The following is a 23,815-nucleotide window of genomic DNA, read 5'->3' on the forward strand; positions in this document are numbered from 1 at the left end:
ACGCAAGACAGACAAGACACAAAAGAAGTGAATGAAGGGAAGCGCCCGGAGGGGCCCGGTGATACGGGACCGAAGGAAGCGTCCGTTCCTTGAGAACTCAACAGCGTGCCAAAAGTCAACGCCAGATATGTTGATACCCCGGCCTGCTTCGGCAGGTTGGTGGTTCCTTTGAAAAGTCCTACGGTCGCTATGTGCGGCGGTAGGCAATACACAGCGAGGACGCTGTGAACGACGGGTCTTATTCCGACCTTGTTGTTCCGCTCTCGTGATGTGTGCACCCGATTACGGGTAAACATTCACGGAGAGTTTGATCCTGGCTCAGGACGAACGCTGGCGGCGTGCTTAACACATGCAAGTCGAACGATGAAGCCGCTTCGGTGGTGGATTAGTGGCGAACGGGTGAGTAACACGTGGGCAATCTGCCCTTCACTCTGGGACAAGCCCTGGAAACGGGGTCTAATACCGGATAATACTCTGTTCCGCATGGAACGGGGTTGAAAGCTCCGGCGGTGAAGGATGAGCCCGCGGCCTATCAGCTTGTTGGTGGGGTAATGGCCTACCAAGGCGACGACGGGTAGCCGGCCTGAGAGGGCGACCGGCCACACTGGGACTGAGACACGGCCCAGACTCCTACGGGAGGCAGCAGTGGGGAATATTGCACAATGGGCGAAAGCCTGATGCAGCGACGCCGCGTGAGGGATGACGGCCTTCGGGTTGTAAACCTCTTTCAGCAGGGAAGAAGCGCAAGTGACGGTACCTGCAGAAGAAGCGCCGGCTAACTACGTGCCAGCAGCCGCGGTAATACGTAGGGCGCAAGCGTTGTCCGGAATTATTGGGCGTAAAGAGCTCGTAGGCGGCTTGTCACGTCGGATGTGAAAGCCCGGGGCTTAACCCCGGGTCTGCATTCGATACGGGCTAGCTAGAGTGTGGTAGGGGAGATCGGAATTCCTGGTGTAGCGGTGAAATGCGCAGATATCAGGAGGAACACCGGTGGCGAAGGCGGATCTCTGGGCCATTACTGACGCTGAGGAGCGAAAGCGTGGGGAGCGAACAGGATTAGATACCCTGGTAGTCCACGCCGTAAACGTTGGGAACTAGGTGTTGGCGACATTCCACGTCGTCGGTGCCGCAGCTAACGCATTAAGTTCCCCGCCTGGGGAGTACGGCCGCAAGGCTAAAACTCAAAGGAATTGACGGGGGCCCGCACAAGCAGCGGAGCATGTGGCTTAATTCGACGCAACGCGAAGAACCTTACCAAGGCTTGACATATACCGGAAAGCATCAGAGATGGTGCCCCCCTTGTGGTCGGTATACAGGTGGTGCATGGCTGTCGTCAGCTCGTGTCGTGAGATGTTGGGTTAAGTCCCGCAACGAGCGCAACCCTTGTTCTGTGTTGCCAGCATGCCTTTCGGGGTGATGGGGACTCACAGGAGACTGCCGGGGTCAACTCGGAGGAAGGTGGGGACGACGTCAAGTCATCATGCCCCTTATGTCTTGGGCTGCACACGTGCTACAATGGCCGGTACAATGAGCTGCGATGCCGTGAGGCGGAGCGAATCTCAAAAAGCCGGTCTCAGTTCGGATTGGGGTCTGCAACTCGACCCCATGAAGTCGGAGTTGCTAGTAATCGCAGATCAGCATTGCTGCGGTGAATACGTTCCCGGGCCTTGTACACACCGCCCGTCACGTCACGAAAGTCGGTAACACCCGAAGCCGGTGGCCCAACCCCTTGTGGGAGGGAGCTGTCGAAGGTGGGACTGGCGATTGGGACGAAGTCGTAACAAGGTAGCCGTACCGGAAGGTGCGGCTGGATCACCTCCTTTCTAAGGAGCATCTAGATTCCGTAAGGAATCGAGAGCCACTACGTCGGCAAATGTTCGACGGTGGTCAGCTCATGGGTGGAACGTTGACTATTCGGCACGATCAATCGGTTTCTGTCAGTACTGCTTCGGCGTGGAACACAGAGGACGAGGGATTGTGTCGGGCACGTTGTTGGGTGTCTGAGGGTGCGGCCGTAAGGTTGTTCCTTCTGATCCGGCCCCAGTGAACTCGTCCTCAGGGACGGGGTGGTGGGTGGCTGGTCGTTGTTTGAGAACTGCACAGTGGACGCGAGCATCTGTGGCCAAGTTTTTAAGGGCGCACGGTGGATGCCTTGGCACCAGGAACCGATGAAGGACGTGGGAGGCCACGATAGTCCCCGGGGAGCTGTCAACCAAGCTTTGATCCGGGGGTTTCCGAATGGGGAAACCCGGCAGTCGTCATGGGCTGTCACCCGCTGCTGAACACATAGGCAGTGTGGAGGGAACGAGGGGAAGTGAAACATCTCAGTACCCTCAGGAAGAGAAAACAACCGTGATTCCGGGAGTAGTGGCGAGCGAAACTGGATGAGGCCAAACCGTATGCGTGTGATACCCGGCAGGGGTTGCGTATGCGGGGTTGTGGGAGTTCTCTTTTGCGGTCTGCCGGCCGTGAGACGAGTCAGAAACCGTTGATGTAGGCGAAGGACATGCGAAAGGTCCGGCGTAGAGGGTAAGACCCCCGTAGCTGAAACATTGACGGCTCGTTTGAGAATCACCCAAGTAGCACGGGGCCCGAGAAATCCCGTGTGAATCTGGCGGGACCACCCGCTAAGCCTAAATATTCCCTGGTGACCGATAGCGGATAGTACCGTGAGGGAATGGTGAAAAGTACCGCGGGAGCGGAGTGAAATAGTACCTGAAACCGTGTGCCTACAAGCCGTGGGAGCGTCGCTGGCAGCACTTGTGCTGTCAGTCGTGACTGCGTGCCTTTTGAAGAATGAGCCTGCGAGTTAGCGGTGTGTAGCGAGGTTAACCCGTGTGGGGAAGCCGTAGCGAAAGCGAGTCCGAACAGGGCGTTTGAGTTGCACGCTCTAGACCCGAAGCGGAGTGATCTAGCCATGGGCAGGTTGAAGCGGAGGTAAGACTTCGTGGAGGACCGAACCCACCAGGGTTGAAAACCTGGGGGATGACCTGTGGTTAGGGGTGAAAGGCCAATCAAACTCCGTGATAGCTGGTTCTCCCCGAAATGCATTTAGGTGCAGCGTCGTGTGTTTCTTGCCGGAGGTAGAGCACTGGATAGGCGATGGGCCCTACCGGGTTACTGACCTTAGCCAAACTCCGAATGCCGGTAAGTGAGAGCGCGGCAGTGAGACTGTGGGGGATAAGCTCCATGGTCGAGAGGGAAACAGCCCAGAGCATCGACTAAGGCCCCTAAGCGTACGCTAAGTGGGAAAGGATGTGGAGTCGCAGAGACAACCAGGAGGTTGGCTTAGAAGCAGCCACCCTTGAAAGAGTGCGTAATAGCTCACTGGTCAAGTGATTCCGCGCCGACAATGTAGCGGGGCTCAAGCGTACCGCCGAAGTCGTGTCATTCATACACATATCCTCAACGGGAGTATGGATGGGTAGGGGAGCGTCGTGTGCCGGGTGAAGCAGCCGCGGAAGCGAGTTGTGGACGGTTCACGAGTGAGAATGCAGGCATGAGTAGCGATACACACGTGAGAAACGTGTGCGCCGATTGACTAAGGGTTCCTGGGTCAAGCTGATCTGCCCAGGGTAAGTCGGGACCTAAGGCGAGGCCGACAGGCGTAGTCGATGGACAACCGGTTGATATTCCGGTACCCGCTTTGAAACGCCCAGTACTGAATCAGGCGATGCTAAGTCCGTGAAGCCGGCCCGATCTCTTCGGAGTTGAGGGTAGTGGTGGAGCCGATGAACCAGACTTGTAGTAGGTAAGCGATGGGGTGACGCAGGAAGGTAGTCCAGCCCGGGCGGTGGTTGTCCCGGGGTAAGGGTGTAGGACGCACGGTAGGTAAATCCGTCGTGCATATAAGTCTGAGACCTGATGCCGAGCCGATTGTGGTGAAGTGGATGATCCTATGCTGTCGAGAAAAGCCTCTAGCGAGTTTCATGGCGGCCCGTACCCTAAACCGACTCAGGTGGTCAGGTAGAGAATACCGAGGCGTTCGGGTGAACTATGGTTAAGGAACTCGGCAAAATGCCCCCGTAACTTCGGGAGAAGGGGGGCCACGCCTGGTGATCGGACTTGCTCCGTGAGCTGGGGGTGGCCGCAGAGACCAGCGAGAAGCGACTGTTTACTAAAAACACAGGTCCGTGCGAAGCCGTAAGGCGATGTATACGGACTGACGCCTGCCCGGTGCTGGAACGTTAAGGGGACCGGTTAGCTGCTCTTCGGGGTGGCGAAGCTGAGAACTTAAGCGCCAGTAAACGGCGGTGGTAACTATAACCATCCTAAGGTAGCGAAATTCCTTGTCGGGTAAGTTCCGACCTGCACGAATGGCGTAACGACTTCTCGACTGTCTCAACCATAGGCCCGGTGAAATTGCACTACGAGTAAAGATGCTCGTTTCGCGCAGCAGGACGGAAAGACCCCGGGACCTTTACTATAGTTTGATATTGGTGTTCGGTTCGGCTTGTGTAGGATAGGTGGGAGACTGTGAAGCGGCCACGCCAGTGGTTGTGGAGTCGTCGTTGAAATACCACTCTGGTCGTGCTGGATGTCTAACCTGGGTCCGTGATCCGGATCAGGGACAGTGTCTGATGGGTAGTTTAACTGGGGCGGTTGCCTCCTAAAGAGTAACGGAGGCGCCCAAAGGTTCCCTCAGCCTGGTTGGTAATCAGGTGTTGAGTGTAAGTGCACAAGGGAGCTTGACTGTGAGACCGACGGGTCGAGCAGGGACGAAAGTCGGGACTAGTGATCCGGCAGTGGCTTGTGGAAGCGCTGTCGCTCAACGGATAAAAGGTACCCCGGGGATAACAGGCTGATCTTCCCCAAGAGTCCATATCGACGGGATGGTTTGGCACCTCGATGTCGGCTCGTCGCATCCTGGGGCTGGAGTCGGTCCCAAGGGTTGGGCTGTTCGCCCATTAAAGCGGTACGCGAGCTGGGTTTAGAACGTCGTGAGACAGTTCGGTCCCTATCCGCTGTGCGCGTAGGAATATTGAGAAGGGCTGTCCCTAGTACGAGAGGACCGGGACGGACGAACCTCTGGTGTGCCAGTTGTTCTGCCAAGGGCATGGCTGGTTGGCTACGTTCGGAAAGGATAACCGCTGAAAGCATCTAAGCGGGAAGCCTGCTTCGAGATGAGTATTCCCACCCTCTTGAGGGGTTAAGGCTCCCAGTAGACGACTGGGTTGATAGGCCAGATGTGGAAGCCCTGTGAGGGGTGGAGCTGACTGGTACTAATAGGCCGAGGGCTTGTCCTCAGTTGCTCGCGTCCACTGTGTTAGTTCTGAAATAACGAACAGCCGTGATTACACCCGGTGTTCAAATTTTCATAGTGTTTCGGTGGTCATTGCGTTAGGGAAACGCCCGGTTACATTCCGAACCCGGAAGCTAAGCCTTTCAGCGCCGATGGTACTGCAGGGGGGACCCTGTGGGAGAGTAGGACGCCGCCGAACAATTTTTGTGGGAAAGCCCCGCACCGTATGGTGCGGGGCTTTTCTGCGTTCTGAACGTCTAGGGTCGGACCATGCGCTACGAACTGGTCATCTTCGACAACGACGGTGTGCTCGTCGACAGTGAGCCCATCGCCAACACCATCCTCGCCGGCTACCTCACCGAACTCGGCCACCCCACCTCGTACGAGGAATCGCTCCGCGACTACATGGGGGCCGCCATGCACCGGGTGCACGACCTGGTGGAGGAGCGGAGCGGTGAGAAGCTCCCCGACGACTTCGAAGCCACCTTCTACGCCCGCACCTTTTCTGCTTTCCAGGAGGAACTGGTGGCCGTGGACGGGGTCGAGGAACTGCTCGGCAAGCTCGTCGCCGACGGGGTCGACTACTGCGTCGCCTCCTCCGGGAGCCACGAGAAGATCCGGGTCGGGCACCGGAAGACCGGGCTCGACCAGTGGTTCGAGGAGGAGTGGATCTTCAGCTCGGAGGATGTCGGGCGGGGCAAGCCGGCGCCGGACCTGTTTCTGCACGCCGCCGAGCGGATGGGCGTCGCGCCGGAGCGGTGCGTCGTCATCGAGGACAGTCCGCTCGGCGTCGAGGCGGCCCGGGCCGCGGGGATGGACGTGTACGGGTTCACCTCGATGATGCCCGCCGACCGGCTGACCGGAGTGACCGGGTACTTCTCGGACATGGCCCAACTCCCGGAACTGCTCGCCTGATCCATCTACCCACGGGTAGAGCGGGGGCCTACGCTCGCCGCCATGACAGACGCGGGCATGACACGTCCGGGCGGGACGGGCTGCGATGGTGCTGGCTCCGGCGGTCTGGACTCCAGCAGTGCGGATTCCGGAGGGACCGATCCGGCGCTGCGGCGCGGCAGGGTCGCTCTGGCGCTGAGCTTCGGCGTCCAGGGGGTGGCGTTCGCGCTCCTGGTGACGCGTATCCCCGCCCTCCAGGACCAGTACGGGATATCCGACGGACTGCTGCCCGCCTTCCTGGCCGCCGTTCCGATCCTGGCCGGCGTCGGCAGCGTACTCACCGAGAAGGTGGTCACCCGGGTGCGGCCGGGGACCGTTCTGCGGTGGGCCCAGCCACTCGTCCTGCTCGCCCTGCTCGGGGCGGGCGCCGGGCGGGAGATGTGGCAGGTCGCCGTGGCGCTCGGCGTCTTCGGGCTGGCCGTCGGGGCGCTGGACGCCTCGATGAACATGCTGGGCGTCAGCCTTCAGCGGGCGTACGGGCGGAGCATCATGCTCGGGTTCCACGCCGCGTTCAGCCTCGGCGGGATCGTGGGGGCCTCCCTGGCGTGGGCCGGGGCGCGGTGGGAGCTGTCGCTGTTCGTCTCGTACCTGCCGGTGGTGGCCGTGCTGCTGCCCGCCGCGCTGGTGGGCAGCCGGTGGTACACGGAGGGGAAGGAGAAGGGAAAGGGGAACGCGCCGGAGCCCGGCAGTGGCGGTACCGGCGGGGCGCTGTCCTTCAAGCTGTTGCTGCCGCTCTGCCTGGTGATGTGCTTCGCCTATATCGGTGACTCGACCGTCTCCAACTGGAGTGCCAAGTACCTCCAGGACGTGCTCGGCAGTTCGGAGCAGCTCGCGACCGTTCCGTACAACGTCTACATGGTGACGACGCTGCTGGGGCGGGCCGTCGGGGACCTCGGGGTGCGGCGGTTCGGGGCGGTGGCCGTGGTGCGGGCCGGGAGTCTGCTGGCGGCCGGCGGGTTCGCGGTGGTGGCGGTGGCGCCGGGGGCCTGGGTGGGGATGGCCGGATTCACCCTGCTGGGGCTCGGGCTCTGTGTGATCGTGCCGCAGACCTTCGCGGCGGCCGGGCGGCTCTTCCCGGGGAACAGCGACGCCGCCGTGGCCCGGCTCAATATCTTCAACTATGTGGGTTTCCTGGTGGGTTCGCCGCTGGTGGGGGTTCTGGGCGACGCGTGGAGTTATCGGGGCGCCATGCTCGTACCGATGGTTCTGGTGCTGGTGACGCTGGTGTATGCCCGCTCGTTCGCGGCGGAGGGCGCCCGATACGGTGGCGGGCATGAGCGGCCGCGCACAGCTGATGTGGGATGACGCAGTTACGGGTTACGACTTCGGGGAGAGCCACCCCATGGACCCGGTCCGGCTGGCCCTGACGATGGGGCTGGTGCGGGCGTTCGGGCTCGATACGGCGGTGGAGGTGCGGGGCGCGAAGCCCGTGGGGGACTCGACCCTGCGGCTCGTGCACCGGCAGGACTACGTCTCGGCGGTACGGGCCGCATCGGCCGATCCCCGGGCGGCCGACCAGGCGTACGGGCTCGGGACCGTCGACGACCCCGCCTTCACCGGGATGCACGAGGCGTCGGCGCTGATCGCCGGGTTGTCCGTGGGGGCCGCCGAGGCCGTGTGGCGGGGCGAGACCGATCACGCGGTGAACTTCACCGGGGGGCTGCATCACGCCATGCCGGGAGCGGCCGCCGGGTTCTGCGTCTACAACGACCCGGCCCTCGCCATCGCCCGGCTGCTGGAGCTGGGCGCCGAGCGGGTCGCGTACGTCGATGTGGACGTCCACCACGGGGACGGGGTGCAGGCCGCGTTCTGGGAGGACCCCCGCGTGCTGACGGTCTCCCTGCACGAGCACCCGCGCACGCTCTTCCCGCAGACCGGGTGGCCGGAGGAGACCGGGGCCGGGGCGGGCGAGGGTTCGGCGGTGAACCTGGCGCTGCCCGCCGGGCTCGGGGACGCCGGGTGGCTGCGGGCCTTCCACGCCGTCGTCCCCGAGCTGATCGCCGACTTCCGGCCCCAGGTGCTCGTCACCCAGCACGGGGCCGACACCCACTTCGAGGACCCGCTCGCCCATCTCGCGGTCTCACTGGACGCGCAGCGGGCAGTCATGGAGTCCTGCCACGAACTGGCCCACCAGTACGCGGACGGGCGGTGGGTGGCGCTCGGCGGGGGCGGGTACGCGGTGGTGGACGTCGTACCGCGGTCGTGGACGCATCTGGTGGGGATCGCGGCGCACGCGCCCGTCGAACCGGAGACGGTGGTGCCGTCGTCCTGGCGCGATCTCGTCTACGCCCGTACGCGGCAGCTCGGGCCGGGCCGGATGACCGACGGGCGGACGCCCACCTGGCAGTCCTGGGAGGACGGGTACGACCCGGCGGACCGGCTGGACCAGGCGGTCATCGCGACCCGCAAGGCGGCCTTCCCGCTGCGGGGGCTGCTCGCCTGAACCGGCGTACGGGTCCGAACCGGCCCGCCGGGTCCGAACCGGACTGCCGGCCGGGGAATGGTCTCCGGTGCTCCCGGGCGGGGGCATTGTGCCGGGCGGTTACGCCAACGGTGGGGTGAAAGCGGGAATCCGGCCGCCCCGCCGGTGCGATACGGCAGCATCCATGGGGTGTTGAGCACCGGGGCGTTGCGCGCCCATCTGCTGGCGGCCCGGCTGGCCGGGCCCGTGGCCACCTCGCGCGAGAACAGTCTGCGCAGCTACCGGCTGTTCGCCGCGCGCGATCCGCGGGTGCTGCTGGGGCTGACCCCCGAGCGGGCCTGGGGCGAGCCCGAGGTCCTGCGGCTGATGGCGGAGCGGTGCGGGGTCTCGGCCGATCCCGCGCATGTGTCGGGGCCGGACGCGATCGACCCGGAGCGGACGGTGGCGGCGCTGGACGCGTTCGCGGAACGGCTGGGGCGGGTGGCGGCGCTGCGGGCGCCGGTGCTGCTGGGGACCGGGCATCCGCACCGGCTGCTGGGCTTCTACGCCGGGCTGGCAGACGCCTTGTCGGCGGTGGGATGTCCTGTTCTCACCCCGGCGCAGGGGAGATGTATCGACATAACGACCCGGTTCGGCGTACGTACGTACCGTCTCGACTACGTACGGGGGGTCGCGCTGGTCCGTGAGCCCGGGGGGCGGCCCTCAGGTGGTGAAACCGGCGCACACACGCATTCGCCGCTGCCGGTCCGGGTGGCGCTCCAGGACGCGGCCGAGCGGTACGGGGTGCTTCCGGAGTTGGTGATCGGGGATCACGGGTGGGTCTGCGGCGCAGGTCAGCTCGGTATCGAGGCGATCGGACCGGCGGATACGGACGATCCCGCGCTCTTCGTGGGCGAGGCCGAGGGGCGGGTTTCGGTCGCCGTGCCGCTCGACGACGGGGTCCGCTCGCACTACTACCGGCCACTGACGCGCTATGTGCTCCACCGGGCAGGTCTGTCCTCGTAGCCGCCCGATCGTCCCTCCTCTTCCCCACTCGCATCACCCGCCCCTAATCTGGGGAGTGAGCGCACAGCGACGAAGAGTCACCGGAGGGGAAGCCGGTGCGCGTCCGGTGCGGAAGGTACAGGTGGGTCATGGCTGCTGACAGCGAAAGGCCTCTCAACGAGGTCAGGTTTCTGACCGTGGCGGAAGTCGCCTCGGTCATGCGAGTGTCGAAGATGACCGTGTACCGCTTGGTGCACAGCGGTCATCTGCCGGCGATCCGGGTGGGCAGGTCCTTCCGGGTGCCGGAGCAAGCGGTTCACGCGTATCTCCGCGAGTCCTTTGTGGGGGTGGAATCGGCCTGAGGCCCTGAGGACAGGCCTCGGACGCCTGGGGTTTGCCCTCGGATTACGTCCCTCACGCGGTGGCGGGTAGGCTAGGCCGACGTAGGTCGTGTGGGCCCAGACGCCCCGCACCAGTGAAGAAGAAGTGAGCGAGGGTAGTCGTGGGCTCTGTTATCAAGAAGCGGCGCAAGCGGATGGCCAAGAAGAAGCACCGCAAGCTGCTCAAGCGCACGCGCGTTCAGCGTCGCAACAAGAAGTAAGCGAACGCAGTTCGTGAGATCCGCAGCCCTTCCGCCCTTCCGGCGGGAGGGCTGCGGTGCGTTTCGGGGCACGGGGTCATCACAGGGCGGCGTCCACCCGCTACGGTGACGGCCAGGGAAGTTACCGCGGGAAGCAGGTCTCGCTTCCCGGTCCGACGGAAGGCGCGGGTCGTGGGGAAGGTCGTCCTCGTCACAGGAGTGGCCCGGCAGCTGGGGGGCCGCTTCGTCCGGCGCGTCCAGCGGGAGCCGGGGGTGGACCGGGTGATCGCGGTGGACGCGGTGGCGCCCGCACATCCGCTGGGGGACGCGGAGTTCGTGCGCGCGGACATCCGGCAGTCCGCCCTGGCCCGCATCCTGGCCCGGTACGCCGTGGACACGGTCGTGCACCTGGACGTCTCCGGCAAGGCGCTCGGCGCCGGCGGCCGTACGGCGATCAAGGAGACCAACGTCATCGGCACCATGCAGCTGCTCGGTGCCTGCCAGAAGTCCCCGACCGTGCAGCGGCTGGTGGTGAAGTCCAGCACCAGCGTGTACGGGTCGGCGCCCCGCGATCCGGCGGTGTTCACCGAGACCACCCCGCCCAAGTCGCTGCCGAGCGGCGGGTTCGCGAAGGACGCGGTGGAGGTCGAGGGGTACGTACGGGGCTTCGCCCGGCGCCGCCCGGACGTCGCGGTCTGCGTACTGCGGTTCGCCAACATCCTCGGGCCGCGGCCGGACTCGCCGCTGGCGGACTACTTCTCGCTGCCGGTCCTGCCGACCGTCTTCGGCTACGACCCCCGGCTCCAGTTCGTCCACGAGGACGATGTGATCGAGGTCCTGGGGATCGCCGCGCGCGAGCCCCGGCGCGGGACGCTGAACAGCGGCACGTTCAACATCGCGGGGGACGGGGTGCTGCTGCTCTCGCAGTGCTCGCGGCGGCTGGGGAAGCCGACCGTGCCGGTGCTGCTGCCCGCCGTGACCTGGGTCGGCTCGGCGCTCCGTACGATCGGGATGACCGATTTCTCGCCGGAGCAGATCCGGCTGCTGACCCATGGCCGGGTGGTCTCGACCGTGCAGATGCGCGAGACGCTCGGTTTCCGGCCGGAGTTCACCACGGCCGAGACCTTCGCGGAGTTCGCGCGGAGCCGGGGTCCCGGACTGCTGCCGCCGGAGACGGTGGGCAGAGCGGTGGACCGGCTGGCGGAGCTGCCGCTGCCGGGGGGTGCCGGAGCGCGGGAGCGCGGGGCCGGTGCGGTAGAGACGATTCACGGCGGCAGGTAGAGGAGCGCGGTCACGATGGCGGACGCCAAGGTCATTCCGTTCGACGACGACCGTTCGCGGTCCGGTGGCGGCTCGCGTCCGGCCCGGCGCCGGACGGGGGCGGCGGGTTCCGGCGCCCGGGGCGACGGCGCCACGGCCGCCGTGAGCGCCCTGCCGGGCGGGCGGCTCCCCGAGCCGTCGGAGGGCGCCCCGGAGGCCGTGGAGGGGGCTGCGGCGGGGGCCCAGCAGCCTCGGCAGCCCCAGGAGGCCCAGAAGCCCGTGCCGTCCCCGGCGGACGAGGCGGGCGGTGGTGGCTGGGACCGGCGGATCGCGGGCGGGCTGGCCTTCCTGCGGCGGCGGGTCACCGGTGAGTACGAGGTCGACGAGTTCGGCTACGACAAGGAGCTGACCGACCAGGTCCTGATGTCGGCGCTGCGGCCGCTGGCGGAGAAGTACTTCCGGGTCGAGGTGAAGGGCGTCGAGAACATCCCGTCGGAGGGCGGGGCGCTCATCGTGGCCAACCACTCCGGGACGCTGCCGCTGGACGGGCTGATGCTCCAGGTCGCGGTCCACGACCACCACCCGGCCGAGCGCCATCTGCGGCTGCTCGCCGCCGATCTGGTCTTCCATCTGCCGGTCGTCAACGAGCTGGCGCGCAAGGCCGGGCACACGCTGGCCTGTGCGGAGGACGCGCAGCGGCTGCTGGAGCTGGGCGAGATCGTCGGGGTGATGCCGGAGGGCTTCAAGGGGATCGGGAAGCCGTTCGGTGACCGGTACAAGCTGCAGCGGTTCGGGCGGGGCGGGTTCGTCTCGACGGCGCTGCGGGCGGGGGCGCCGATCGTGCCGTGCTCGATCGTGGGCGCCGAGGAGATCTACCCGATGATCGGCAACGCGAAGACGCTGGCGCGGCTGCTGGGCTTCCCGTACTTCCCGATCACCCCGACCTTCCCGTGGCTCGGGCCGCTGGGCGCGGTGCCGCTGCCGACGAAGTGGACGATCCAGTTCGGTGAGCCGATCCCGACGGAGGCGTATCCGCCGGAGGCGGCGGAGGACCCGATGCTGATGTTCAACCTGACTGACCAGGTGCGGGAGCAGATCCAGCACACGCTGTACAAGCTGCTGGTGCAGCGGCGGTCGGTCTTCTTCTGAGCCGCACTTCTTCCGGGCCGCTCCAAGCGTGAGGAAGGGCCGGTACGCGGAGTGCGTACCGGCCCTTCCCCATGCCCGTCGTTACGGCTTGGGCTTGAGGTTCTCCCCGTCGATGCCCAGGCCGGGGAGGAGGCCGGGGAGCAGCGGGGGCAGGGTGACGTCCGGGGCGGGGCGGGGCGTGGTGCTGGGCCGGCCTTCCGGGGACGGCTGGGTGAGCCCGTCGGTGGGGAGGTCGTCGAGCAGTCCGTCCGTACCGCCGCCGAGGAGGCCGTCGGCCGGGGCCGAGCCGGAGGGGTCGGAGGAGTCCGACGGTCCGGAGGGCTTCGGCGCGGTGCTGGAGTCGGCGCTTCCCTCGGAGTGGGAGGGGGGCGCGGGGGAGGGGCCGTCGGTCCGGGGGGAGCCGGGGGCCGGGGTGGTGGTGTCGGAGCGCTCGGTGCTCTCCTCGGCGCTGCCCGGGGGGCGGGGAGGAGGGACTGGAGCGGGGCGACGTCGTCCTCTATGGCTTCGAAGACGGAGCTCACCTGGTCGCGGATGTCGGTGAGCTGGACGGGGAGCCGGTCGCGGAGGCTGCTCCAGGTCGCGCGGTGCGAGCGGGAGAAGGTGTCCAGGGCCTGGATGGGGCCGATGGAGCCGTCGCGCTGGTAGGCGGAGTGGAGGAGGCGGTGGCCTTCGGAGGCGTCGTGGGACATGCCGTTGAGCGCGCGTCTGACGGCGCCGAGGGATTCGTGGTCCAGCTCGCCGGCGCGGCCGCGCTCCATGAGTCTGCGGGCCTCGTTGAGGCGGGTGGAGGCCTGGTCGAGGTAGGCCTCGCCGCGGTCGGCGTCGCCCTTGGTCATGCCGAGGCTGATGTCCTCCATCCCGCGCTTCAGCCCGTACAGCGAGTCACCGGGCAGGGCGTCGGAGCTGGCAGCGGCCACTCCTCCGAAGGCGCCGGCCGCCACACCCACGGTGAGGCCGCCGGCGGTGAGCCCCTTCGCCCAGCGGGAGCGGGGACGCAGTCTGCGCAGTGGGGAGGCCCGGTGGGCCCCCTTGCCCCGTTGCACGGGCACCGTAGGGCCCGTCGATGCGCCGCCCTCGGCGAACATGGCCTCCATGGCGGCGACGAGCTGGGCTCGCTGCACCTCTTTGACCTCGGGGTCCAACTGCGGCTTCGGTAGCTCACCGAGGCCGTTCGCCAGGGCCAACAGCGGTCCGCGGTCGGCCTGGTCGGCCGGCTCCTCGGGCTGTACGGCCGCCGCACCCTGGGACGACTGCTCCTCCAGGGCCTGGGCGAAGGCGTTCGCCCGCCGGTGTGCCGAAACGTTTGCGATCACTGGCGGCACCTCCTCTCGTCATGACGGTCGACTCCCCTGGCGGTCCGGAAGTTGCACACCTTGAGCGTTTCCACTCGATGGAGTGAGTGGAGGCGGACATGGAGTGACGGCAGGGGGCCTGCAACCGGCACAACGAGTGGCGCGGCACTTGGGTTACGCACGAAAGATGATCGGACCAGTGCGTGAGGGGACGGTCACTCACCGGCGCCGGGTGCGCCGGTTACGGTCAGCGGGCGTCGTCCGGCAGCAGCCGGGCGAGCGTCCGTACGGCGCGGTACTGCAGGGTCTTGATCGCGCCCTCGTTCTTTCCCATCACCCGGGCCGTCTCGGCGACCGAGAGGCCCTGCAGGAAGCGGAGCGTGACGCACTCCTGCTGCTGCGGATTGAGTCGGCGCACGGCCTGGAGCAGTGCGGCGTTGGAGAGGGACTCCAGGACGGAGTCCTCGGGGGAGCGCTCCACCTCGTTGGCGTCGAGCATCTCACCGGTGGTCACTTCCAGTCGGAAGCGACTGGATTTGAAGTGGTCCGCGACCAGGTTGCGAGCGATCGTGACCAGCCAGGCGCCGAAGTCGCGGCCCTGCCAGGTGAACGTGGAGATCCGGCGGAGCGCGCGCAGGAAGGTCTCGCTGGTGAGGTCCTCCGCGGTCGCCCTGCCGCCCACGCGGTAGTAGATGTACCGGTACACGGTGTCGCTGTACTGGTCGTAGAGGCGGCCGAAGGCGTCCGCCTCACCGGCCTGGGCGCGCTCGACGAGATCCATCATGCGCGCGCTGTCGCTGTCGGCCGTGGGACGGCGGACGGTCGACGTGGTCGAGGCGGCGCGGGTGCTGCGTCTTCCGACCGCCGCACTCCGCTCGGCCATGGCGTAGCAGGGGCCGACAGGTGCAGGGGTGGCAAAGGCGGGGACGGCGTACGCGGTGGGGACGAAGCCGCGCAAGCGGTCGATGACCGATGCACGCAGCGTAGCCAGGCCCGAGGCGTCAACCCCGACGTGTGGGTACACGGGACTCCCAGAGGCAGAGCTTCCATCACGAGCAGTTCGAAAAACGTCACTCGTCGTAGCGAGCAGCGGTCTCCGTGATGCGTCTGAGGAGAATAACGCTTCGTGCAGGCGGCACTACACCCAGTTGTCTAAATCACCGATTACGTCGTTTCTTGCATCGCTAAGTGGCACATCGGGTAGCACATCGTGATCAGTTATTGATCGGATTGCTTCGTGATCTGTCGCTCTGTCGCCCCTGCGGCGGTGGTTCAGCGGCGGCGTCGGTGCAGGGCGAGAGCGGCGGCCGTACCGCCCGCCAGGGCGCCGACCCCGGCCGCGGCGGGGATGCCGACCTTGGCCGCCTTGCGGCCGGTGCGGTAGTCGCGCAGCCGCCAGTCGCGGGCGCGGGCGTGCTTGCGGAGCTTGGTGTCCGGGTTGATCGCGTAGGGGTGGCCGACCAGCGAGAGCATCGGGATGTCGTTGTGCGAGTCGCTATAGGCGGCGCACCGCTCCAGGTCAAGACCCTCGGCCGCCGCCAGGGCGCGTACGGCCTCGGCCTTGGCGGGGCCGTGCAGGGGCTCGCCCACCAGGCGGCCGGTGTAGACGCCGTCGACCGACTCCGCGACGGTGCCGAGCGCGCCGGTCAGGCCGAGGCGGCGGGCGATGATGGTGGCCGTCTCGACGGGGGCGGCGGTGACCAGCCAGACGCGCTGGCCGGCGTCCAGGTGGGCCTGGGCCAGGGCGCGGGTGCCGGGCCAGATGCGGTCGGCCATGTACTCGTCGTAGATCTCCTCGCCGATGGACATCAGCTCGGAGACGCGGTGGCCCTTGACGATGGAGAGCGCGCTGTCGCGGGCGTCCTGCATGTGCTCGGGGTCCTCGACACCGGCCAGCCGGAACCAGGCCTGCTGCCAGGCGAACCGGGTCAGCTCGCGGCGCTCGAAGAACTTCCGTTTGTAGAGGCCGCGGCCGAAGTGGAAGAGCGCGGCGCCCTGCATGACCGTGTTGTCGAGGTCGAAGAAGGCGGCGGCGCGGTCGTCCCCGGCGACCGGGAACGCGGGCTCCTCGGGAGCTTGCTCGGGTGCTTCGCCGGGGGTCTCTTCGGGGGTCCTGGTCAGAAGGGCGGACTCGTCCTCGGCCGAGGTCTTGCGTGCTGCCTCGGCCGCGGCCTCGCCTGCCAGGACGCTCCGTGCGGTCGCGGAACGCCTACGGGGGGTGAGCCATCCAAGAGCGGCCATGCGGTGAGCATAGCCAGTCCGCCCGCACCTGCCCGACCTGCCGGGATGCGACGGCGTGAACTCTGCGGGGCCGAATCGTTAATCGGGCGATTCCGGACGGTCCGCCGGTGCGGGGCGCGGGGGCGGAACGCGGGCGTCGCGGGCGCAGAATGAAGGCATGAGTCCGTTGCTGCGCCGTACGAAGAAGAAGCCCGCCGACCGGGTGGTCACCCTGGTGGGGAAGCCCGGCTGCCATCTGTGCGAGGACGCCCGGGAGGTGGTGAGCGCGGTCTGCGCGGAGACCGGGGCGTCATGGGTGGAGAAGGACATCACCGAGGACGAGGAGTTGTACAAGGAGTACTGGGAGCAGATTCCGGTGGTGCTGATCGATGACGAACAGCACACGTTCTGGCGGGTGGACCCCGCGAGGCTGCGCAAGGCGCTGGGGGCAGACGTGAAACTCGGTTAACATCATGGGCGTTTTGAGTGGTCTCGGGGGAGTGGACGTGAGGAGTGTGTACCGCTTTGCCCCCTTCGAGGCTGCAACGGGATGATGCGGTCCTTGGTTCCGGGATCGCGCGGGGAATGTGCGTGACCCCGGTCACTTTGACCGGACAAAACGGACACCATCTTTGTGCACGCGTTCACAAAGACATAGCCTGCATTCGACGGGGCGGTCTTGGGACATACGGCCGCCTGCAGCCCCGCTCATCCCGCAGGAGCACCGTGGCAACTGGCCGAACACACCGACCGGCGACCCGTAGCCGAGGAATTCCCGAGGCCACCGTCGCCCGGCTTCCGCTGTACCTGCGCGCCCTCACCGCGCTCTCCGAGCGATCCGTACCCACGGTCTCCTCGGAGGAACTGGCCACCGCCGCCGGGGTCAACTCCGCGAAGCTCCGCAAGGACTTCAGCTACCTGGGCTCCTACGGCACCCGTGGTGTCGGGTACGACGTCGAGTACCTCGTCTACCAGATCTCCCGCGAGCTGGGCCTCACCCAGGACTGGCCGGTCGCCATCGTCGGCATCGGTAACCTCGGCGCGGCCCTCGCCAACTACGGCGGCTTCGCCTCCCGCGGCTTCCGGGTCGCGGCGCTGATCGACGCCGACCCCGCCATGGCCGGTACGCCGGTGGCCGGGATCCCCGTCCAGCACACGGACGACCTGGACCGGATCATCAGCGACAACGGTGTGTCCATCGGTGTGATCACCACCCCGCCCGGCGCCGCCCAGCAGGTCTGCGACCGGCTCGTGGCCGCCGGGGTGACCTCCATCCTGAACTTCGCGCCGACCGTTCTCTCGGTGCCCGAGGGCGTCGACGTACGCAAGGTCGACCTCTCCATCGAGCTGCAGATCCTGGCCTTCCACGAGCAGCGCAAGGCCGGCGAGGACGCGCCCGTGGAGGGCGAGGACCCCGAGGCCCCGCCGATGCGTGCCACGCCCGCGAGCCGGAAGGGACCCGACGGGGACATGCCCGCCGTGATGCCCGCATGAGCCTCCTCGTCGTCGGACTGAGCCACCGCAGCGCCCCCGTCTCCGTACTGGAGCGGGCCTCCCTCGCTGCCGACACCCAGGCCAAGCTGCTCCAGGACACCCTCGCCGCGGAACCCGCGACCGAGGCCGCCGTGCTGGCCACCTGCAACCGCATCGAGCTGTACGCCGACGTGGACAAGTTCCACGCGGGCGTCGCGGAGCTGTCCACCCTGCTCGCCCAGCACAGCGGCGTCGGGCTGGACGAGCTGACTCCGTATCTCTATGTGCACTACGAGGACCGGGCCGTCCACCACCTCTTCTCGGTGGCCTGCGGGCTGGACTCGATGGTCGTCGGCGAGGGCCAGATCCTCGGCCAGATCAAGGACGCGCTCGCCCGCGGCCAGGAGCTGCACACCGCCGGGCGGCTGCTCAACGACCTCTTCCAGCAGGCCCTTCGGGTCGGCAAGCGCGCCCACAGCGAGACCGGCATCGACCGGGCCGGGCAGTCGCTCGTCACCTTCGGGCTCCAGCAGCTCGCCGCCGGGGCCGACCCGGGCCTCTGGGCCCGCGGCAAGCGCGCCCTGGTGATCGGCGCCGGCTCGATGTCCTCGCTGGCCGCCGCCACCCTGGCCCGTACCGGCGTCGCGGAGATCGCCGTCGCCAACCGGACCCGGGCCCGCGCCGACCGGCTGGTGGAGATCCTCCGGCAGGGCGACGACACCACCGTGCGCGCCAGGGCCGTCGAGATGTCCGCGGTCGGTGACGAACTGACACGTGCCGACATCGTGGTCTCCTGCACCGGCTCCACCGGGCTCGTCCTCACCGCCGACGCCCTCGCGGACGCCCTCGGCACCACCCTGGACGCCCCGGCCGAAACGCCCGCCGTCGCCCTCGCCCCGATCCCGGCCCCGGCCGACGTCGACCAGCACGCCGCGTGGGTGGAGAACGGTTCCGCCACCTCCGCCCCGCAGGCCCCGGCAGCCCCGGCCGCCGCCCCGCGCCGCGTCACGCTGCCCGCGCAGTCCACCGGGCCGGTGAAGCTCGCCCTGCTCGACCTCGCCATGCCGCGCGACATCGACGGCGCCGCCCACCGCATCGACGGGGTCCGCCTCGTCGACATCGAGTCGCTCGCGGACGCCTCCGCCGACGCCCCGATGGCCGCCGACGTGGACCAGGTCCGCACGATCGTCGCCGACGAGGTGGCCGCCTTCGGCGCCGCCCAGCGCGCCGCCCATGTCGCCCCGACCGTGGTCGCCCTGCGCACCATGGCCGCCGGCGTGGTCGCCGGCGAGATCGCCCGGCTGGACGGCCGCCTCCCCGACCTGGACGAGAAGCAGCGCGCCGAAATCACCCAGACCGTGCGCCGCGTCGTCGACAAACTCCTGCACGCGCCCACCGTGCGGGTCAAGCAGCTGGCCAGCGAGCCCGGCGGTGCCGGGTACGCGGACGCGCTGCGCGAACTCTTCGACCTCGACCCGCAGACGGTGGCCGCCGTCTCCCGGGCCGACCTGAACGACCCGAATAGAGGGCGGTCATGACCGACAACTCAACGCCGGACGCGCGGAGCGCCGCGCCGCTCCGGCTGGGCACCCGGCGCTCCAAGCTGGCCATGGCCCAGTCCGGCCTGGTGGCCGAGGCGGTCCGCGAGGTGACCGGGCGCGCCGTCGAGCTCGTCGAGATCACCACGTACGGGGACGTCTCCCGCGAGCACCTGGCGCAGATCGGCGGCACCGGTGTGTTCGTCGCCGCCCTGCGCGAGGCGCTGCTGCGGGGCGAGGTGGACTTCGCCGTCCACTCGCTCAAGGACCTCCCCACCAGCCAGCCCGACGAGCTGGTGCTGGCCGCCGTGCCGCAGCGCGAGGACCCCCGCGACGCCCTGGTGGCCCGCGACGGGCTGACCTTCGAGCAGCTGCCCGACGGTGCCCGCGTCGGCACCGGTTCGCCGCGCCGCATGGCGCAGCTCAACGCGTACGCGCGCTCCCACGGCCTGCGGATCGAGACCGTCCCCATCCGGGGCAACGTCGACACGCGGATCGGGTTCGTGCGTGACGGGCAGCTCGACGCGGTGGTCCTCGCCGCCGCCGGGCTCAGCCGTCTCGGCCGGACCGGTGAGGTCACCGACTTCCTGCCGGTCGACACCGTCCTGCCCGCTCCCGGCCAGGGAGCACTGGCGATCGAGTGCGCCGCGTCCAGCGCCGACCTCGCCGCCGCGCTCGCGGAACTCGACGACCCGTACACCCGGGCCGCCGTGACCGCCGAGCGTGCCCTGCTCGCCGCCCTGGAGGCCGGCTGCTCCGCACCCGTGGGTGCGCTGGCCGACCTCCTGGTCGACGGACAGGTTGTCAACGAACTGCGCCTGCGCGGAGTCGTCGGTACCACCGACGGTTCCTCGCTGGTACAGCTGTCCACCACCGGTCCCGTCCCCACGTCGTACGACGACGCGGCGGCCCTCGGTCGCGAACTCGCGGCCGAGATGCTCGCCAAGGGTGCGGCCGGTCTTATGGGGGAGCGAGCACTTTGAGCCCCACCGGCCCCGCCGTATCCGACTTTCCGCCCCTGTCCCCCCGAGGTCAGGTCACCTTCCTCGGCGCCGGTCCCGGCGACCCGGGACTGCTGACGCTGCGCGCCGTCGAGGCGCTTGCGAGCGCGGACGTCCTTGTCGCCGAGCCCGATGTGCTCGACGTCGTTCGCGGCCATGCGCGGGCAGGCGTGAGCACGCCTGAGCTGACGGTTGTTGACGTGGCGTCAACAACCGCCGGAGTACCCGTTCTCAGGGATGCGGCCAATCTTGTCATGGAGGCTGCGAAGGGCGGCAGGCGGGTGGTCCGTGCCGTGGCGGGCGACCCGGGCCTGGACGGGGACGCGGGCGCGGAGATGCTCGCCTGCGCCGCCGCCGGGGTGCCCTTCGAGGTCGTCCCGGGCGTGGCGAACGCCGTCGGCGTGCCCGCGTACGCCGGAGTGCCGCTGCGGGACGCGCAGGGCGCCGACGTCCGCTTCGTCGACGCGCGTACGGCCACCGACCGGTGCTGGAGCGAGGTCGGCGCGAGCGACGCCACCGCCGTCGTCTCCACCACGCTGGACGCGGTCGCGGCCGCCGCCGGTGAGCTGGTCTCGGCCGGGCGCAAGCCCGACACCCCGCTCACGGTGACGATCGCGGGCACCACCACCCGCCAGCGCACCTGGACGGCGACCCTCGGGACGATCGCCCAGGTCTTCAAGCAGGCCAAGGTGCTCCCCTCGCCGGAGGGGCACCGGCCGGTCATAGCTGTGGTCGGTGAGCGCAGTGCCGCCGCCCAGCGCGACCAGCTCGCCTGGTTCGAGTCGAAGCCGCTGTTCGGCTGGAAGGTGCTCGTCCCGCGGACCAAGGAGCAGGCCGCCTCGCTCTCCGACCAGCTCCGCTCCTACGGTGCCGTGCCGCACGAGGTCCCGACGATCGCCGTCGAGCCGCCGCGTACGCCCCAGCAGATGGAGCGCGCGGTCAAGGGCCTGGTCACCGGCCGCTACGAGTGGATCGCCTTCACCAGCGTCAACGCCGTCAAGGCGGTCCGGGAGAAGTTCGAGGAGTACGGGCTGGACGCCCGGGCCTTCGCCGGGATCAAGGTCGCGGCCGTCGGTGAGCAGACCGCCGCCGCCCTGGTCGACTTCGGTGTGAAGCCGGACCTGGTGCCCTCCGGTGAGCAGTCCGCCGCCGGGCTGCTGGAGGACTGGCCGCCCTACGACCCGGTCTTCGACCCGATCGACCGGGTGTTCCTGCCGCGCGCCGACATCGCCACCGAGACCCTGGTGGCCGGGCTGATCGAGCTGGGCTGGGAGGTCGACGACGTCACCGCGTACCGCACGGTCCGCGCCTCGCCGCCGCCGGCCGACACCCGCGAGGCGATCAAGGGCGGCGGCTTCGACGCGGTCCTGTTCACCTCGTCCTCGACCGTCCGGAACCTGGTCGGCATCGCGGGCAAGCCGCACAACGTGACGGTCATCGCGTGTATCGGCCCGGCCACCGCGAAGACCGCCGAGGAGCACGGCCTGCGCGTGGACGTCCTCTCCCCGGAGCCGTCCGTGCACAAGCTCGCCGAGGCGCTGGCCGCCTTCGGTGCTCAGCGGCGGGACGCGGCGAAGGAGGCCGGTGACCCGGTGACCCGGCCGAGCGAGCGCCGCCCGGGCGCGCGCAGGCGCCGGACGACGACGTAGCAGAGTTACGGCGGTGAACGGGCCCGGTCGCTTCGGCGGCCGGGCCCACTGCCGTCGGCGGGCATGGTCGGCGGGTGCCTCTGCCGGTGGCCGTCTTTGCCGGTACCGGTGTCGGTAAGACCGTGCTGCGTACGGGGCTATCGTCGAAGGATGACTGCGTACGGAAACTTCCCCGGCTCCCGCCCCCGGCGGCTGCGGACGACCCCGGCGATGCGGCGGATGGTCGCCGAGACCCGGCTCGACCCGGCGAACCTGATCCTCCCCGCGTTCGTCCGGGAGGGCGTCGACGCCCCGGTCGCCATCTCGGCCATGCCCGGCGTGTACCAGCACACCCTGGACACCCTGCGGAAGGCGGCCGTCGAGGCGGTCTCGGCCGGGGTCTCGGGGATCATGCTCTTCGGGGTGCCGGAGGACGAGAAGAAGGACGCCCGGGGGACGGCGGGCACCGACCCGGACGGGATCCTCCAGGTCGCCCTGCGCGCGGTGCGCGAGGAGGTCGGGGACGACCTGGTCGTCATGTCGGACCTGTGCCTGGACGAGTACACCGACCACGGCCACTGCGGGGTCCTGACGGCGGACGGGCGCGTGGACAACGACGCGACCCTGGAGCGGTACGCGGAGATGGCCCAGGTCCAGGCGGACGCCGGGGCCCATGTGGTGGGCCCCAGCGGGATGATGGACGGCCAGGTCGGCGTGGTCCGGGACGCCCTGGACCAGACCGGCCACGAGGACGTGTCGATCCTCGCCTACACCGTGAAGTACAGCTCCGCCTTCTACGGCCCCTTCCGCGAGGCCGTCGGCTCCTCGCTCACCGGCGACCGCAAGACCTACCAGCAGGACCCGGCCAACGCGCGGGAATCGCTGCGGGAGCTGGCGCTCGACCTGGCGGAGGGCGCCGACATGGTCATGGTGAAGCCCGCCGGACCGTATCTGGACATCCTCGCCAAGGTCGCGGAGTCGGTGGACGTGCCGGTCGCGGCGTACCAGATCAGCGGCGAGTACGCGATGATCGAGGCCGCCGCCGAGAAGGGCTGGATCGACCGGGACAAGGCGATCCTGGAGAGCCTGACCGGGATCCGGCGGGCCGGGGCGCAGATGATCCTCACCTACTGGGCGACCGAGGTCGCCCAGTGGCTCGGAGCACCCGGCAGGAGCTGAGAGTCCTCAGGGGCCGCCGGCTCCGGCCTCCTGGAGCCGGTGGGCCTCCATGATGGAGAAGCGGGCGCTGTCCCGTACGAGCGGGTCCTGGTCCGCGCGGGCGGTGGAGTCCAGGGCCATCGCGACCAGCGGGTCGGAGGTGTAGGGCGCCAGGGACATCGCCGCGTACTGGCGGACGAGGTCCTCCTCCGGCTCGCGCAGGGCGGTGAGCAGGGCGCGGCCCGCGCGGCGGCGGAGGTCGGGGTCGGCCGGGGGCCGGACCCGCAGGACGGTGGTGCTCTCGACGCGGGCGAGGTCGTACTCCTCGGCGTCCGCGACCACCGAGACGAGGAACGGCAGCGCCTGCGCGTTGGCGTCCAGTTCGGTGATGATCTCGCGCTTGCGGTCGCTGCCCGGGGGCAGTGCGCGGTACTCGGCTATCAGGCGTTCTGCGGCTTCGGCCGCTGCGGTGGCAGCCGCCGTGGTCGGGGGGTGCGTGTCGTTCATGGGGGTGGACACTTTCTGTCAGGGCCAGTCGACCAGTGCCATGAATGCTACGAAAGTGACCATCGTGGTGGCAGGTGCGGCCAGGGCCAGGCCCACGCGGCGAGCGGCGAAGCGGAGTCGGTGCGGGACCGCCCAACTCACGATCAGCACGACCAGGGCGGCGAGCAGGCCGATCCACAGGACGGTCCAGGCGGTGGTGAAGCTCGCGTCGAACCGGTCGGCCGCCGCGCCGTTGCAGGAGTCGCACGCCATCGGCGTGAGCCCGCCGATGAACAAGGCGATGAGCCCGGCCGGCAGGGTCACGACCGTGGAGATCAGCGGGGCGACCCACGCGCGGCGGTCGGGTGCGTGCGCGGGGTCGGCCGCCGGGGTGCTGCCGCCGTCGTGGCTGTTCTCGCTCATGTGGT

General features: G+C 68.4%; 18 protein-coding genes, 3 rRNA genes and 1 pseudogene. 17 read left to right on the plus strand and 5 right to left on the minus strand.

Annotated elements, in window-relative coordinates:
- The first annotated feature begins 295 nt into the window (after positions 1 to 295).
- The 11 genes from DJ476_RS19625 to DJ476_RS19675 all read left to right on the plus strand — a co-directional run bounded on the left by DJ476_RS19625 (position 296) and on the right by DJ476_RS19675 (position 12,591).
- Positions 296 to 1,823, plus strand: a 16S ribosomal RNA gene (locus DJ476_RS19625).
- A 297-nt stretch (positions 1,824 to 2,120) separates the two neighbouring features.
- Positions 2,121 to 5,246 (plus strand): 23S ribosomal RNA (locus tag DJ476_RS19630).
- Positions 5,247 to 5,324: 78 nt separating this feature from the next.
- Positions 5,325 to 5,441 (plus strand): 5S ribosomal RNA (rrf, locus tag DJ476_RS19635).
- The 16S, 23S and 5S rRNA genes sit together here, the layout of an rRNA operon.
- Positions 5,442 to 5,512: 71 nt before the next feature.
- Positions 5,513 to 6,157, plus strand: a complete 645-nt coding sequence (locus DJ476_RS19640; RefSeq protein WP_070203438.1) for an HAD family hydrolase — start codon at positions 5,513 to 5,515, stop codon at positions 6,155 to 6,157.
- A gap of 147 nt (positions 6,158 to 6,304) precedes the next feature.
- Positions 6,305 to 7,501: an MFS transporter gene (locus tag DJ476_RS19645; RefSeq protein ID WP_103421784.1), complete on the plus strand. Its 1,197-nt coding sequence runs from the start codon at positions 6,305 to 6,307 to the stop codon at positions 7,499 to 7,501.
- Positions 7,470 to 8,639 carry an acetoin utilization protein AcuC gene (locus DJ476_RS19650; RefSeq protein ID WP_103421783.1) on the plus strand — a complete coding sequence of 390 codons (1,170 nt, stop codon included), beginning with the start codon at positions 7,470 to 7,472 and terminating at the stop codon, positions 8,637 to 8,639. Before DJ476_RS19645 ends, DJ476_RS19650 begins: the two co-directional genes overlap by 32 nt.
- A 168-nt stretch (positions 8,640 to 8,807) precedes the next feature.
- Entirely contained in the window at positions 8,808 to 9,623 is an 816-nt protein-coding gene (locus DJ476_RS19655) for a phosphatase (RefSeq protein WP_103421782.1), read from the plus strand.
- A 128-nt stretch (positions 9,624 to 9,751) separates the two neighbouring features.
- Positions 9,752 to 9,964 carry a helix-turn-helix domain-containing protein gene (locus tag DJ476_RS19660; RefSeq protein ID WP_018489204.1) on the plus strand — a complete coding sequence of 71 codons (213 nt, stop codon included), beginning with the start codon at positions 9,752 to 9,754 and terminating at the stop codon, positions 9,962 to 9,964.
- Between the two features lie 140 nt (positions 9,965 to 10,104).
- Entirely contained in the window at positions 10,105 to 10,203 is a 99-nt protein-coding gene (locus DJ476_RS19665) for a 30S ribosomal protein bS22 (RefSeq protein ID WP_003948845.1), read from the plus strand.
- A 171-nt stretch (positions 10,204 to 10,374) separates the two neighbouring features.
- On the plus strand, positions 10,375 to 11,463 hold the full coding sequence (locus tag DJ476_RS19670) for an NAD-dependent epimerase/dehydratase family protein (protein WP_103421781.1): 1,089 nt from the start codon (positions 10,375 to 10,377) through the stop codon (positions 11,461 to 11,463).
- Positions 11,464 to 11,478: 15 nt separating this feature from the next.
- Positions 11,479 to 12,591, plus strand: a complete 1,113-nt coding sequence (locus tag DJ476_RS19675; protein ID WP_112491158.1) for a lysophospholipid acyltransferase family protein — start codon at positions 11,479 to 11,481, stop codon at positions 12,589 to 12,591.
- 81 nt (positions 12,592 to 12,672) lie between these two features.
- On the opposite strand, the pseudogene DJ476_RS35685 reads toward DJ476_RS19675, so the two are convergent.
- The 3 genes and pseudogenes from DJ476_RS35685 to DJ476_RS19690 all read right to left on the minus strand — a co-directional run bounded on the left by DJ476_RS35685 (position 12,673) and on the right by DJ476_RS19690 (position 16,124).
- Positions 12,673 to 13,904 (minus strand): annotated as a pseudogene (locus DJ476_RS35685) (DUF5667 domain-containing protein).
- Positions 13,905 to 14,130: 226 nt separating this feature from the next.
- On the minus strand, positions 14,131 to 14,907 hold the full coding sequence (locus DJ476_RS19685) for an ECF subfamily RNA polymerase sigma factor, BldN family (protein ID WP_070203444.1): 777 nt from the start codon (positions 14,905 to 14,907) through the stop codon (positions 14,131 to 14,133).
- A gap of 248 nt (positions 14,908 to 15,155) precedes the next feature.
- Complete coding sequence (locus tag DJ476_RS19690) at positions 15,156 to 16,124, minus strand: HAD family hydrolase (RefSeq protein WP_070203445.1); 969 nt, start codon at positions 16,122 to 16,124, stop codon at positions 15,156 to 15,158.
- A 157-nt stretch (positions 16,125 to 16,281) separates the two neighbouring features.
- Between DJ476_RS19690 and DJ476_RS19695 the strand changes: the two genes are divergently transcribed.
- The 6 genes from DJ476_RS19695 to hemB all read left to right on the plus strand — a co-directional run bounded on the left by DJ476_RS19695 (position 16,282) and on the right by hemB (position 22,922).
- Entirely contained in the window at positions 16,282 to 16,572 is a 291-nt protein-coding gene (locus DJ476_RS19695; RefSeq protein ID WP_103421778.1) for a glutaredoxin family protein, read from the plus strand.
- Positions 16,573 to 16,829: 257 nt separating this feature from the next.
- Positions 16,830 to 17,597 (plus strand): redox-sensing transcriptional repressor Rex, encoded by a 768-nt coding sequence (locus DJ476_RS19700; protein WP_019763188.1) that lies wholly within the window; start codon positions 16,830 to 16,832, stop codon positions 17,595 to 17,597.
- A complete protein-coding gene (locus tag DJ476_RS19705) occupies positions 17,594 to 19,114 on the plus strand; it encodes a glutamyl-tRNA reductase (RefSeq protein WP_103421777.1) in 1,521 nt (506 codons plus the stop codon). Before DJ476_RS19700 ends, DJ476_RS19705 begins: the two co-directional genes overlap by 4 nt.
- Entirely contained in the window at positions 19,111 to 20,097 is a 987-nt protein-coding gene (hemC, locus tag DJ476_RS19710) for a hydroxymethylbilane synthase (protein WP_070203450.1), read from the plus strand. Before DJ476_RS19705 ends, hemC begins: the two co-directional genes overlap by 4 nt.
- Complete coding sequence (locus DJ476_RS19715; protein WP_070203451.1) at positions 20,094 to 21,764, plus strand: bifunctional uroporphyrinogen-III C-methyltransferase/uroporphyrinogen-III synthase; 1,671 nt, start codon at positions 20,094 to 20,096, stop codon at positions 21,762 to 21,764. Before hemC ends, DJ476_RS19715 begins: the two co-directional genes overlap by 4 nt.
- Before the next feature lie 150 nt (positions 21,765 to 21,914).
- The gene (gene hemB / locus DJ476_RS19720; RefSeq protein ID WP_103421775.1) at positions 21,915 to 22,922 is read left to right on the plus strand and encodes a porphobilinogen synthase; all 1,008 of its coding nucleotides are present in this window, start codon (positions 21,915 to 21,917) and stop codon (positions 22,920 to 22,922) included.
- Between the two features lie 6 nt (positions 22,923 to 22,928).
- On the opposite strand, the gene DJ476_RS19725 is transcribed toward hemB, so the two are convergent.
- A complete protein-coding gene (locus DJ476_RS19725) occupies positions 22,929 to 23,408 on the minus strand; it encodes a hypothetical protein (RefSeq protein WP_103421774.1) in 480 nt (159 codons plus the stop codon).
- A gap of 18 nt (positions 23,409 to 23,426) precedes the next feature.
- Positions 23,427 to 23,810, minus strand: a complete 384-nt coding sequence (locus tag DJ476_RS19730; protein WP_112491159.1) for a hypothetical protein — start codon at positions 23,808 to 23,810, stop codon at positions 23,427 to 23,429.
- Positions 23,811 to 23,815 lie beyond the last annotated feature (5 nt).

Source organism: Streptomyces bacillaris, assembly GCF_003268675.1.
Lineage (GTDB): Bacteria > Actinomycetota > Actinomycetes > Streptomycetales > Streptomycetaceae > Streptomyces > Streptomyces bacillaris.